At 48.6% G+C, this 13,623-nt stretch carries 10 protein-coding genes; 9 read left to right on the plus strand and 1 reads right to left on the minus strand.

From position 1 onward, the window contains the following. The 3 genes from KBS54_06360 to KBS54_06370 form a co-directional block, all read left to right on the plus strand. A partial coding sequence (locus KBS54_06360; protein ID MBQ0055746.1) for a hypothetical protein occupies positions 1–192 on the plus strand: 192 nt, incomplete at its 5' end. 764 nt (positions 193–956) lie between these two features. Then, complete coding sequence (locus tag KBS54_06365; protein MBQ0055747.1) at positions 957–1,760, plus strand: hypothetical protein; 804 nt, start codon at positions 957–959, stop codon at positions 1,758–1,760. A gap of 6 nt (positions 1,761–1,766) precedes the next feature. After that, complete coding sequence (locus KBS54_06370; GenBank protein MBQ0055748.1) at positions 1,767–4,568, plus strand: SPOR domain-containing protein; 2,802 nt, start codon at positions 1,767–1,769, stop codon at positions 4,566–4,568. A gap of 100 nt (positions 4,569–4,668) precedes the next feature. Here KBS54_06370 and mnmE read toward each other — a convergent pair whose 3' ends face one another. Further along, entirely contained in the window at positions 4,669–6,018 is a 1,350-nt protein-coding gene (mnmE, locus tag KBS54_06375) for a tRNA uridine-5-carboxymethylaminomethyl(34) synthesis GTPase MnmE (protein MBQ0055749.1), read from the minus strand. A 103-nt stretch (positions 6,019–6,121) separates the two neighbouring features. Between mnmE and KBS54_06380 the strand changes: the two genes are divergently transcribed. The 6 genes from KBS54_06380 to KBS54_06405 all read left to right on the plus strand — a co-directional run bounded on the left by KBS54_06380 (position 6,122) and on the right by KBS54_06405 (position 13,513). Beyond that, positions 6,122–7,132, plus strand: coding sequence for an HD domain-containing protein (locus KBS54_06380; protein MBQ0055750.1), 1,011 nt, complete (start codon positions 6,122–6,124; stop codon positions 7,130–7,132). Positions 7,133–7,134: 2 nt separating this feature from the next. Beyond that, complete coding sequence (locus KBS54_06385) at positions 7,135–8,049, plus strand: RluA family pseudouridine synthase (protein MBQ0055751.1); 915 nt, start codon at positions 7,135–7,137, stop codon at positions 8,047–8,049. Next, complete coding sequence (locus KBS54_06390) at positions 8,046–8,990, plus strand: glycosyltransferase family 2 protein (protein ID MBQ0055752.1); 945 nt, start codon at positions 8,046–8,048, stop codon at positions 8,988–8,990. Before KBS54_06385 ends, KBS54_06390 begins: the two co-directional genes overlap by 4 nt. A 112-nt stretch (positions 8,991–9,102) precedes the next feature. Then, on the plus strand, positions 9,103–10,689 hold the full coding sequence (locus tag KBS54_06395; GenBank protein ID MBQ0055753.1) for a hypothetical protein: 1,587 nt from the start codon (positions 9,103–9,105) through the stop codon (positions 10,687–10,689). 173 nt (positions 10,690–10,862) lie between these two features. Beyond that, positions 10,863–11,129 (plus strand): 30S ribosomal protein S15, encoded by a 267-nt coding sequence (rpsO, locus tag KBS54_06400; protein ID MBQ0055754.1) that lies wholly within the window; start codon positions 10,863–10,865, stop codon positions 11,127–11,129. A gap of 119 nt (positions 11,130–11,248) precedes the next feature. Then, a complete protein-coding gene (locus tag KBS54_06405; protein ID MBQ0055755.1) occupies positions 11,249–13,513 on the plus strand; it encodes a polyribonucleotide nucleotidyltransferase in 2,265 nt (754 codons plus the stop codon). The last annotated feature ends 110 nt before the right edge of the window (positions 13,514–13,623 follow it).

Here is a 13,623-nt window from a genome sequence, read left to right on the forward strand (position 1 = left end):
GGAATTGCGCGGAAACCTGACCGCGATGAATGGGCAAAAGGCGACGAGGTTATATTTAGGCAGGTTAAAGACTGTGTTGAGAATAAAAATATATTCGGACATGTGTTTTTCTCCTACAGCTGGCTTTTTTCCGAAAAAGAGCTTAATAAATCCGCGCTGCGGAAAATAAAGAAAATTAACTGCAGAAAATAACACCTCTCACCTCGAAAAAATGCGAAAAATCACAAAATTGGTGTAAGGTGTAAATTCTCTTGGAAGTGCTATAATAACGGCAGGAAGGAAAAAAGCCATAAGCGGCGAGCGAAAAGCTGTAAGCCATAAGCATTAAGCGGTAAGTTTTTTCTTCACCGTCTCACTGCGAAGCCCAAAGGGCTTGCGCAGTGTCCAGCGGCTTCGCGGGCTTTGCCCGTTAGTGAAAAGAAAAAGTCACTGGATCTGCGCAAAACCTGCGGACGGTACGCAAGAAGAAGAAATTTTGTAAAAAAAACTTCTTGCGCAACAGGCGATAATGCTGTAAAATGTCCGAAAGTCGCGGAATACATTCCGTAAGGTTTGGGTACGGGGGAATGTTCTGTAAAATGAACTAACGTTCACAAAACAAAAAATCACAGGAAGGGAGGGGTAGAAATGTTCAACAAAAAGTCTGTTTTTAGCAGTTTTGCTATTAGCTGTCCAAATGCTCTTAACGGTTCTAAAAGTTTTTTCATTCGTAATTCGTCATTTGTCATTCGTCATTGGAGCGAAGCGACGTTAGACAGACAGACAGACAGACAGACAGACAGACCTCTCTCCTTCTGAGGAAAGATTTTGCGTTTCTTGCCTCTCCTTTATTCCTGAAATTCCATTTACCGACTATAATTTTGCAAACTTAACGGCGTGCCAAATCACGGCGTATTTTTTGTTGTCATAAATTTTTTATGAAGCACGATAAATAAATCATTCAGGGGGAAAACAAAATGAGGAATTTCAGAAAACTTGCAACAGCCCTAATGCTTATATCCTTCATCTTCGCAACGGCAGCGCCGGCGATGGCTGCGGGACTTGCAGACATAACGAGCATACAGGGTGGCAACGGTGGAATGGCAAAAGGCAACGCCTCAACAATCTATTTCGGCAATTACTGGCAGAGCTACAAAGGCAGCGGAGCAACAGACGCTAAAGAAAGTTATAACTACGAGGGCATAAAATGGCGCGTCCTGTCAAACGGAAGCGGCAAAACCTCCCTTCTGTCCGACCAAGGGCTGTACGCGGATCAGTTTAACTCAACTAGTGTAACTGCAAACAAAAACGTATGGGGAGACGATGCCAACGGTATATCATCAGAAATCCGCACAACGCTGAACAACACAACGGCAGACAGCGGCTTTGCGGGAGACGCGTTTAACGCGAAAGAATACGCGGCGATAGCGGACACGACACACGCGGCGGGAGGAAGCCACGACAACAGCACGGTAAGTTCCACGGACAAAATCTTCCTGCTGAGCATAGAAGAAGCAATGAACCCCGATTACGGCTTTGCGAACGGTACAGGCACTACACCCACAAGAGAAATGACCGCGACAGAAATGGCTAAAAACGTGAAGATGTACGGCAACAGCTCGACGGCGCTCGTCACTGATGGTACTTCGTATTGGTGGCACCGCTCGCCCGGCAGCACCGCCGTCAGTGAGTACTACATCGATAACGACGGCCACAGCTACGTCGGCTCCGTCACCGACGGCTATCGCACGGCCCGTGCGGCTTTAAACCTGAATCAGTAATCGGTTTTGCTTTTATCCGCCGCCGTAGGCGGCAAGGGTGCCGACGCTTGCGTCGGCGCGTTTGGGCTGGACAACACGTACACCGGTTCAAACGGCTGGAAACTGACGCTGAAAGATGCGTACAACGAAACGACAAATCCGACAGGCATAAAAGCGCCGACAAACGTGAGCGTGACGCAGAGAAACACAGGTCTGGACGACGTTGCCGCTGCCGCAGGCGCAGGCGGGACAATGGATTTGACAAGCGGACATTACACAAGCAGCTGGTCAAACCCGGTTATAGCCTACGACGCGCAGGCTATCACGGAAGGCAGGGCAAATTACGTGTCGGCAGTAGCGAAGGACGGAAGCGGCAACCTCGTCAACTACGCAAAAATCTCCGGCAATATGTCTGAAACAAACAAAGCAATAGACATAAACAGCGCGACCTCCACCCTTGCCGACGGCGAATACACAATGTACGTCTATGCCGAACAGGCAAACGGCGACAAAGAAACAGACTACGCCTCAGAACTCTCCGAAGGCTACGCAATCCACAAAGGCACTATAACGAAAAACGAAGGCGTGCTTACCGCAGCCTACGCGGACAAAGGCTTGACCGCCAGCCTCGGAAACAATTTCAAACTCGGCTTTGAAAGCGCGAAATACGACACCAAAGTTACAGTCGGAACAGGAAACGGCGAAGTATTCGGCGGCACGACAATAGCCGAACTGAATGCAAACGAAAACACAACCGTAACCGGCTTTGTCAACGCGGAAACGGCAGCGATAGCAACGGACAAACAGATAACAACCAACGGCGCGTTTGTATCAGACAAGTTTGTTGCTCTCGGCAAAGGCGCGGTCGTAAACAGCACAGCAACGAACTCTGTCGCCCTCGGCAGCGGCTCCGTGGCAGACGAAGCGAATACAATATCCGTAGGCGCGGCGGGCACTGAAAGAAAAATCGTCAACGTGGCAAGCGGCGGACCGCTTACTGCAAACGGAACGAACGCGGCAAACATTGGCGACATATTCGGAGAAACAAGAGTTGACGCGGACAAAAACTACGTCAAAGCCGCGAACACGGCAGCGGAAAACCTTGTCGCGCTTGACACGGCGATAGGCGCAAAACAGAGCGGCACGTACATAGCGGAAGCGAACAGTGTCAACACCAACCTGAAAGCGCTTGACACGCAGGTTAAAACAAACACAGACGCGATAACTGCGCTGACAGGCGGATCTGCGGAATTCAAAGCCAATACGGTAGAAATAACTACCAGTGGAGAAGTAGCTTCCAGCGACAAAAAAGCAGTCAGCGGAAGCAAACTCTATGCGGAACTCAGAAACGGGGCAGACGGAAGCTACATCTCAAAAGACACGGCGACAGCGTCCAACCTAAAAGCGCTTGACGCGGCGCTCAAGCCGATAGACGACGTTGTTGCGGCAAACAACTACAATAGTGCGGATATTGCAAAAGCGGAGGCAGCCGGAGCAACAGCGGTAGGCTGGGGCAACGTCGCGGGCGGTGAACGCTCAACGGCGGTAGGCTTCGGCAATATAGTGGAAGGCAGTGGTTCAGGAGCCTTCGGAGACCCGAACAAAGTCTACGCTGACGGAAGCTATGCGATAGGCAACGACAATGAAATTCTCAAAACAGAAACCTCCGGCGGAAACACGTTTGCGATAGGCAGCGGCAACTATGTGAAAGCGGACAACACCTTTGTACTCGGCAGCAGTGTAGGAACGGCTGAAAAGCCTGTAATGGCGAACAACAGCGTAATACTCGGAAACGGATCGATGGCAGAAGAAGACAACGTAGTATCCGTGGGAGCGGAAGGCAAAGAACGCAAAATAATCCACGTAGCGGATGGAACAATAGCTGAAGGCTCAAAAGAAGCGGTCAACGGCGGACAGGTATATAAACTTGTTGAACAGTCTGTAACAGAAGAAACATTAAGGGCACAGACTGCTGAAAGATACCTGCAAAGCGAAATCAGCGCTAATTCGCAGGAAATCCGCGAAGTCGGAGCGATATCGGCAGCGTTAGCAGGACTGCACTATGTTGAGCCGAGCGGCGAAGAAGGCGACAAACTTGTCGGAGCGGTGGCATACGGCGGTTACAGAGGCGCGAGCGCGGAAGCGATAGGACTTGCCTACAAGCCGAACCCGAATATGATGCTCTCCGCGTCAACATCAATAAGCAACGGAAACGACAGTCAGAACGCCTACAACGTCGGTTTCAGCCTGAAATTCGGCAAGGGCAACACCATGGCGACACGCGCTGAGCTGAGAAAACAGGTGCAGTTCGTCAACGAAGAAAACAGGGTGCTGAAAAATCAGATAGTCAACCTCTCGGCTGAAAACGCGGAGCAGACTGCGAAAATGGCGGCACAGGACGAAGTTATCCGCAAACTGCTTGAAAGAGTTGAAAAACTTGAGAACAACGGGGCAAAGCCTGCTCCCGTGTTCGAACAGAAACAGCCGGTGAAAACGGTACAGCCGAGGATTGAACAAACGAAAGCAGAACAGCCGAAGCCTGAAACAAAAGCGGCAAAAGCAAATGTTTCGCAGAAGCCTGAAACAAAAACAGCCGTTGTACAGAAGCCTGTCTCCGGCAAGAATATTCAGGTGTTTTCTTCAGCGAGAAGAAGCGATTCGCAGAGGCTTGCGGACAAACTCTCTGCCAAAGGCTATGATGCTTTTGTAGGAGAGGGCGTTGTGAAAGGCAGAACCTATTACAGAACTTTTGTTGACGACGGGGACAATCCGCAGGCGGTGCTTAGGCAGCTAAAAGCAGCAGGTATTAACGGGTTTATCTTCAAATAAGATTTGACCACAGACTTTTGAAAAAACAAAGCGGCTTGGGATTTTTCTCCCAAGCTGCTTGATTTAGAGCGAAACGAAAAAGAAGACCTGCGATTTCAGCCTATTTCCCTACGCAGAAATCTGAAAATACTGTATCAAGCAGTTTTTCAGCAGGGTCAAGTCCGAGCAGGGAAGCAGCGTGTCTGCGGGCGGTTGCAACGCAGTCCGCGGTAACGTCGTCTCCAAGTCCTGAATTGAGCGCTTCAATCGCGTTTTTAAGAGAATTGACAGCAAGGTTAAGACATTCGAGCTGACGGGACGAAACGCCGTAACTTTCCGCAAGTATCGCACCGTTAGAAACGAGGGCAATTATTTTGTCTTTCAGCGTTTCTATGCCTTCGCCGGTTGCCGCCGAAATTCGCAGAATTTCGCTTTTCGCGAATTCTTGTTCCGATATTTTCTGCGGCAGGTCGCATTTGTTGAGTACCGTAATATATTTTTTGCCTTCAAGTTCTTTTCTGATTTTCGTATCTTCTTCGGAAAATTCACGGCTTGAGTCAAGCAGCCATATTACGATGTCAGCGTCGCTGACGGCTTTTAATGCGGTTTGTATGCCTATTGCTTCGATTTTGTCTTCGGTGTTTCTTATTCCTGCCGTGTCTGTTATCCGCACCGATATTCCCTTGTGCAGGAACTGCTCTTCAATTTTGTCGCGCGTTGTGCCCGGAATTTCGGTAACGATTGCGCGTTCTTCGTGAAGCAGAGCGTTCAGCAGAGAAGATTTGCCGACGTTGGGCTTTCCCGCTATGGCGGCGTTTATGCCTTCCCTGAGAAGCATTCCCGTGCGGCAGCGCGAAATTATTTCGTTTCCGTATGAGACGGCGTCCGAGATTTCTGCCGCAAATTCTTCTGCCGGCAGAAGCCCTGTGTCGTCTTCCGGAAAGTCTATGTTGACTTCAAGCTGCGCCGCGAGAGTTGTAAGGAGTTCAAGAAATTTTTTTATTTCTTCCGTAAATTTTCCCTGCAGCGTCCTTTCAGAGGCGGCAAGCGCCTCGCCGCTTTTTGCTTTTATTATGCCGAGTACCGCTTCCGCCTGCGACAAATCAAGCCTTCCGTTCAGGAACGCGCGTTTTGTAAATTCCCCTGGCTGTGCGATTCCCGCCCCGTTTTCGCATAAAATTTCAATGCATTTCTGCGCCGGAAGCATTCCGCCGTGGCACTGTATTTCAACGCTTTCTTCGCCCGTGTAGCTTGAGCCTTTTTCAAAACGGACGGCAAGAGCTTCATCAAAGGCTTCAGCGTTATCGCAGAGTGTGAAAAGCCGCATTGTGCGCGGCGGATATTCCGAAAGCTTTTTTCTGCCGCAAAGCAGCCGTTCCGCAAGCGCGGCGGAGCCTTCCCCCGAAATTCTTACAATCGCTATTCCGCTTTCGCCGTATGCCGTTGCCAGTGCCGTTATGATGTCGTTCATGTCAGCCTCCGAAATTTATACTGCATTTATTATAACTTACCGTGCGCAATTTTAGTTGTATGATAAAATATCAGTTGTAAATAAATTTACGGAGGGATGTGCCGTGTCGCTTTTAACGAGTCCGGAGATTAAAAAACTTAAATCAGGGGAAATTTTCAAGGCGATTTTTGTCGTCAGAAATCTTGTTTCAAGAACGGACAAAAACGGAAGAAAATATTATGAAATGACTGCAATAGACAGTTTCGGAGGCATTGACGCTAAAATATGGTCGGACGCCGCGTGGTTTGACCGTTCGGCTGACAACTGTGATCTCACGATGCCCGCAGAACGGCTTGAAGACAGCAAAATTGACGGTATTGAGGGCTGTACGGTCGGGATAGACGGAAAGGTTGCGGAATACAAGGGGCAGCAGCAGTTTAATTTCAACAAAATAACGCTTCTTAATCAAAAAAGCTTTGCCCCGGCGGAATATATGCCGAAATCGCCTGTTTCTTCAGAAAAGCTTAGGGAACGCTTTGAAGAGCTTGTAAGCGGCTGCGGAAAGGAAATTGCTGATTTTCTGCGTGCCGTTTTTGCCGATGAAATGCTGTCGGAATTTTTCAGCTGGCCGGCGGCTGTTTCAAACCACCATGCGTACGCCAACGGGCTCGCCGAACATTCAATTTCCGTAGCGGACTGCGCCAAGGGAGAGGCGGAGGCAATGAAACGGTCAAATTACGATGTGGATTCGGATATAGCCGTTGCCGGCGCCCTGCTTCACGATATCGGCAAACTCCGTGCCTACAAGATGAACGCGATGCCTGAAATTACGATTGAAGGCGCGGTTATTGACCACGTTGCGCTCGGTTACACGATGTTTGAAAAGCTTTGCGAAAAATATCCGCTTGACGAAAAATTAAGACTGCAGCTTGCGCATATTATAATCAGTCATCACGGGCTTCGCGAATACGGTTCGCCCGTGGTGCCCGAGACTGCGGAGGCCATGATTGTTTCTTCCGCTGACGAGCTTGATTTCAGAATGTTCTGCTGGCATGATTCAGTCAAGGACATGAAAGAAGACGAAAAAATTTCAAACTGGAACAACGCGACGCAGAGACGTTTCTGGAATATATAAAAATGGGATTTGAGTTTCACGTCACCGAGGATCAGGAGGACAGAAGGGTTGACCGGCTGCTCCGGTCAATGTTTCCTCAAATTCCGCTTTCGGCGGTAATGAAAGCGCTCCGCAAGGGAGAAGTCCGTCTTGACGCAAGAAAAGTTTCTCCCGACACGAGGGTAAAAACCGGACAATTTATTCAGCTGCCGTGGAGCGACAAGCCTGTGCGTCAGGAAGCGTCCCTGTCCGTGCGAAACAGCGCGGTTCCAAAGCTTGAAACGTTATACCGCGACGAAAATGTCTGGATAATCAACAAACCCGCTGGACTTCTGACACAGCCTGATGTAAAGGGCGCAGACTCTGTCTACACCCGTGTTATGGCAGAGCTTGAATGGAAAAGGACTGATTTTCGCCCGTCAACGGTACAGCGGCTTGACAGAAATACCTCTGGAATTGTCATTGCCGCTTTGAGCGGCAAATTCCAAAGACTGCTTTCTGAACTCATACGCGAAAAAAGAATTGAAAAGATATACCGCACCGTTGTTGAAGGAGCTTTGCCGGAGCAGGGAAGAATTGACTTCCCGCTGCTGAAAGACCCTGACACAAACACCGTAAAAGTTGACAGCAGAGGGCAGTCTGCTCTGACGCTTTACAAAAGGCTTGCCTGCGGAAACGGCTTAAGCTGTGCCGAAGTGCGGCTTGTAACGGGGCGCACGCACCAGATACGGGTACATTTTTCAGCCGCTGGTTATCCTGTGCTTGGCGACAGGAAATACGGCAGCGGTTCAGGAAGATCAGCAAGAACGCTGCTTCACGCATACAGAGTTGTGTTTCCTGCCGACGAAAGACTTGGCGGACTTTCAGAGGCAGCCTTTATTGCGCCCTTGCCTGACGACATGCTAAAATATTTTAAGCAGGGAGGGAAACTGCTTTGAAAATATCCGTTGTTGTTCCGTGTTATAACGAACAGGAAAGTCTGCCATTGTTCTACAGAGAGTTCTGTAAATTGTGCGAAACGTCCGAAGAATTGAAAGGTCAGACGTTTGAGTTGATATTTGTTGACGACGGTTCAAAGGATTCGACTTTTGAGGTTATGCAGGAACTTTCAGAAAAAGACAACAGAGTAAAATATATTTCGTTTTCCAGAAATTTCGGCAAGGAAGCGGCGATATACGCCGGACTGCAGAAAGCAGACGGCGATTTAACGGCTGTAATGGACGCTGATTTGCAGGACCCGCTGACACTTCTGCCTGAAATGTACAAGGCGGTTGCTGAAGACGGCTGCGATTCTGCCGCCGCGCGGCGCGTAACACGCAGGGGAGAGCCGCCGATACGGTCTTTTTTTGCAAGATGTTTTTATCGCCTGATTGCGAAAATTTCTAAAATAGAGCTGGTGGACGGCGCAAGGGATTACAGACTTATGAACAGAAAATTTGTCAGCGCTGTACTTTCTTTGAAAGAATACAACCGTTTCAGCAAAGGAATTTTCTGCTGGGTAGGTTTTAAAAACAAATGGATAGAATTTGAAAACGTAGAGCGTGCGGCGGGGGAGACAAAATGGTCGTTTTGGAAGCTTACTCTGTACGCAGTTGATGCAATAATCGCCTTTTCGACCGTTCCGCTTGTGCTGGCGACGGCATTCGGGCTTCTGCTTTGTCTGCTGGCGTTTCTTGCCATAATGTTTGTCGTCCTGCGCAAGCTGATATACGGTGACCCCATACAAGGCTGGGCGTCAACGATGTGCGTGCTTCTTACAACCGGCGGCGTGCAGCTTCTCTGTACAGGAATCCTCGGTCAGTACATGGCAAAAACCTATATGGAAACCAAGAACAGACCGGTATATATAATTGATAAAACAAATTGTGAAAACAGGTGAAATTATGAAAATTAATAACAGCGGCATACTAAACATTTTTAAGGGCAGATTATCTGCGATATGTCTTTATGCGGTTTTTTCGGTTCTGATAATTTTTACGCTGTCTCACAAGATGGCGTATTTTCAGGATGAATTTCTTTCCTATTGCCTTGCCAATAACAATGAAGTTGAAGTTAAGATGAATTATCTGGCTAAAAATGTTATCGGCAATGAGACAAGGATGAAAGTTATGCCGGGCATTCCCTATATTCCCGCTTCATCTGCGTTTGCCCGTGTGAATTCCGTGCCGCACGGAGGTTCTTTTAATTACGCGAACGTATGGAAAAATCAGGCAGACGACACCCATCCGCCGCTTTATTATACGCTGCTGCATACGATATGCTCTTTCTTCCCCGGTGCGTTCTCTATGTGGTTTGCAGGAGTAATAAACCTGTTTTTTGCTCTTGGGATACTTTTTGTTTCAAGAAAACTCGTCAGGCAGCTTACAGACAGTAAATTTATACTTTCCGCAGTTTCTCTAATGCTCGTGTTTTCTTCTGCGATGCTGAATTCTTTTGCCTGTCTGAGAATGTACGTTATGGCAACTTTTTTTGTCACACTCCAGACCTATTTGTTCTTAAAGCAGACAGATCAGGAGATTACACGGAAATTCTGCGTGAAAATTGCCGTTGTGACGTTCCTTGGCGCTCTGACGCATTATTACTGCGTATTTTATATGGTCCTGCTTTCAATAGTGTTCGGCATACAGCGCCTTTGCCATAGAGACTGGAAAGGAACGGCATGTTTCAGCGCGGCGCAGATTTGCGGAGGTCTTGCTGCCTGCGCAGTGTTCCCAGCGATTTACACGCATATTTTTCACGGTGCGCGCGGAACTTCGGAATTTATGCCGAACGCCATGTCAATGTCCGATTATCCTCTGCGCCTTGCTGCCTATTGGCAGGTAATCAGCGGGGATCTGTTCGGGAAAATGCTGCCGCTGTTTATTGCTGTTATCATATTTTCCGCTGCTTACGTCCGCTTTGTAAAAAAAGACGAAACTGCATTAAAAGAAAAAATTGCAGTGCTGTCTCGCCAAAAATATTCGCTGGTTATGATTGCCTCTGCGTTATATTTTCTGATTGTATCAAAATTAACGCCGATTTTGAACGCAGGCGTGTACGGAGACATAAAATATATGTACCCGATTTTTGCAGTACTGCTTTGTGTGATTTCTACCGCTGTTTTTACCGCACTCGACAGACTGCTGAGCGGTGAAGCCGCGAAAATTCTCACGGTAATTCTTGCTTTGTGCGTTACAGCCGGAAGCTGGTTTTGTACAGACTGGGACAGCAGATTTCTTTACAGGGAATATAAACAGCAGCTTTTTATCCAGCAGCTGTACAGTGACGCAGACTGCCTGTGTTTCTACATCAACCTTATTCCTAAGGATATGTATTATCTGTCGCACTACAGAAGCTTGACAATTTTTCCCGCGGAAGCTTTCCGTGAAAACGCGGGCAGACTTAGGTCCATTCTTGCAGACCAAAGAACAAATAAGCTTGTAATCTGCATCGCCAGACAGAACGGAATAAACACGGATTTATTTATGGCGCAGCTCAATCCTGAGCTGCAAAAATACAATATTACAAGAACACCGCTCGGACGCAGCGAAGGCGACGAAGACGGCAATATCTACCATCTTGAGAGAATAAGTTACTGATAAGACAGAGTGCCGCGCGGCGTAGGGCAGAAAATATCCGCAGCGGTTTTTCAGGACTTGCCATATTCGGACAAATCTGATAATATATCCGAGCCTTTTACACGGATTGGCGCTCCGTACGCTCTTCTGTGTTCTTGGACATCAGGCGAAAACGGCCTACAGGAGTGATTGAAATGATCGATCAGGAGAAGAAACAAGCTATCATCGAAGAGTACAAAACGCATGAGGGCGACACCGGCTCAACAGAAGTCCAGGTCGCAATCCTTACTGCGCGTATCAGAGAACTCACGGAACACATGAAAATCCACAAAAAAGATTTCCATTCAGGTCGCGGACTTCTCATACTTGTCGGCAAACGCCGCAAACTTCTTCAGTATCTTAAGAGCAGAGACTTTAACCGCTATCAGAACCTTATCAAACGTCTCGGACTCCGCCACTAATTTTACCGAAGCGGTAAAAAACGGCAAATTTTGCAAACGAAGGCTGAAAAGCCTTCGTTTTTTTTATTTTTGTGGTATTATCTTGTGGTTGAAGTTGAAAACAGGAGGAAAAAGGACAGATGAAAGAGATTTTTGAGCTTGACTTTTACGGAAAGAAGCTCGCATTCGAAACGGGACGCCTTGCAAAACAGGCAAACGCGGCAGTTTTGGCAAGGCACGGCAACACGGAAGTATTGGTAACGGCTGTTATGTCGTCAAAGGCAAGGGAAGGACTTGATTTCTTCCCGCTGCTTGTTGATTACGAAGAACGTTATTATGCCGCAGGCAAAGTGCCCGGCGGTTTCATCAAAAGAGAAGGCCGTCCGTCGGAAGCGGCAACTCTCAGCGGACGCGTGATTGACCGTTCAATTCGTTCGCTTTTTGAAGACTGGATGAGAAACGACGTACACGTTGTCGCAACGGTTATGTCTGTTGACCAGGTCAATCCTGCGAATATTCTCGGAATTAACGGCGCGTCACTTGCGCTTGCCATGTCGGATATTCCGTGGAACGGACCTATAGGCGCAGTGCGCATAGGCTGCCTGGACGGGGAACTTGTCGTCAACCCTGACGAAGCCGATATGCCCCGCAGTACGCTTGACCTGACGGTCGCGGGACACCGCGGCGGAATTACCATGGTCGAAGCTGGCGCCAACGAGCTTACCGAAGACAAGATGGTTGACGCGCTCCAGCTTGCAAGCGAAGCTATTGTTAAAATCGTCGATTTCATAGACGAAATCTGCGCAAAAGTCGGCAAAACGAAGGTTGTTCTTCCTGAACCGCAGAAAATAGAAGAAATTGACGCATGGATGAAAGAAAACGTCGAAAAAGACATTTACGAAGCAGTGCAGATTCATGAGAAAATGGCACGCGGGACGGCTCTTGCCGAAGCGCAGCAGAAAGCCGAAGAACACTTTGCCGAAAGCCATCCCGATTCCGAAAAATATATCGCCACGGTTATGGAAGGCATGGTTAAAGACAACGTCCGCAAGCTTCTGCTTGAAGAGAAAAAACGCTCAGACGGACGTGCAATGGACGAGCTTCGCAAAATAACCTGCGAAGTTGACATCCTTACAATGACGCACGGCTCGGCGCTCTTTACGCGCGGCGAAACTCAGTCTCTCGGAGTAACGACGCTTGGTATGATTGGCGCAGATGACCAGATACTTGACGGCCTCAAACTTGACGAACCTGCGAAGAGATTTATCCTTCATTACAATTTCCCGCCGTATTCAGTCGGCGAAATCAAACCGATGAGAGGTCCAGGACGCAGGGAAATAGGACACGGCGCCCTTGCGGAGCGTGCGCTTCGTCCGATGTTCCCGGCAGAAGAAGATTTCCCGTACGTAGTACGTCAGGTCTCGGACATTCTTGAATCCAACGGCTCAAGCTCAATGGCAAGCGTATGCAGCGGAAGCCTTTCAATGATGGCGGCGGGTGTTCCCATTAAAAAACAGGTTGCCGGTATAGCTATGGGACTTGTTTCAGACGGCAAAAACTATAATATCCTGACAGACATTCAGGGACTTGAAGACCATTACGGAGACATGGACTTCAAGGTTGCCGGAACGCGCGACGGAATTACGGCGCTGCAAATGGACAACAAAGCCGGCGGCATCACACGCCAGGTGCTTGTCGAAGCGCTCGCGCAGGCTAAAAAAGGCAGAATGCAGATACTTGACATAATGGACGCGGCAATCAGCGAACCGCGTCCTGAAATAGCGCCGACAGCCCCGAAAATAATAACAATGTCTATTGACCCTGAGAAAATCCGCGACGTAATAGGCAGCGGCGGAAAAGTAATCCGCAACATAGTCGCAGTTTCCGGTGCTAAGGTTGATGTTGAAGACAGCGGTATTATTCACATTGCGGCGGTAAACCTTGACTGTGCGGAAGCTGCTCGCAAGATGATAAACGACATAGTCAGGGAAGCCGAAGTCGGCGAAATGTTTATAGGAACCGTAACGAGAATGCTTTCCTTCGGCGCGTTCGTTGAAGTGCTTCCCGGCAAGGAAGGAATGCTCCACGTCGGTGAAATTACAACGCGCAGAGTGCCGAAAATCGAAGACGCGTTTGAAATCGGCGATAAGGTGCTTGTTCAGGTCAAGGAAATAGATGACATGGGCAGAGTGAACCTCACCCGCAAGCCGCTTATTCCGGGCTTTGACTCACTTGCGCAGAATCCGGAATACACCGAACAGATTGAAATAGAGAAAGCGCGCGAAATCAAATACGCCGCATTCCCTGAAAGCACGCCTGCGCCGAAACGCGACAAGGCTCCGCACCGCGATGGAGATTTCAAAAAAAGCGAACATAAACCTGTCCGCCGTTTTGAGAGAAAGTAAATGAAAGAAATTACGGTAAAAGTTAAAACTGCGGAAGGCACTGTCCTTCCGCAGTACGCAACAGAAGGTTCCGCGGGAATGGATTTAAGGGCTGCCGAAGCGCTTAACGT

This window comes from Candidatus Equadaptatus faecalis, assembly GCA_018065065.1.
Taxonomy (GTDB): Bacteria; Synergistota; Synergistia; order Synergistales; family Synergistaceae; genus Equadaptatus; species Equadaptatus faecalis.

Bases quoted from the DNA above. Each gene is read 5' to 3' on its own strand.
- KBS54_06365 (MBQ0055747.1), top strand. From the start codon at position 957: ATGAGGAATTTCAGAAAACTTGCAACAGCCCTAATGCTTATATCCTTC.
- mnmE (MBQ0055749.1), bottom strand. From the start codon at position 6,018: ATGAACGACATCATAACGGCACTGGCAACGGCATACGGCGAAAGCGGA.
- KBS54_06385 (MBQ0055751.1), top strand. From the start codon at position 7,135: ATGGGATTTGAGTTTCACGTCACCGAGGATCAGGAGGACAGAAGGGTT.
- KBS54_06395 (MBQ0055753.1), top strand. From the start codon at position 9,103: ATGGCGTATTTTCAGGATGAATTTCTTTCCTATTGCCTTGCCAATAAC.
- rpsO (MBQ0055754.1), top strand. From the start codon at position 10,863: ATGATCGATCAGGAGAAGAAACAAGCTATCATCGAAGAGTACAAAACG.
- KBS54_06405 (MBQ0055755.1), top strand. From the start codon at position 11,249: ATGAAAGAGATTTTTGAGCTTGACTTTTACGGAAAGAAGCTCGCATTC.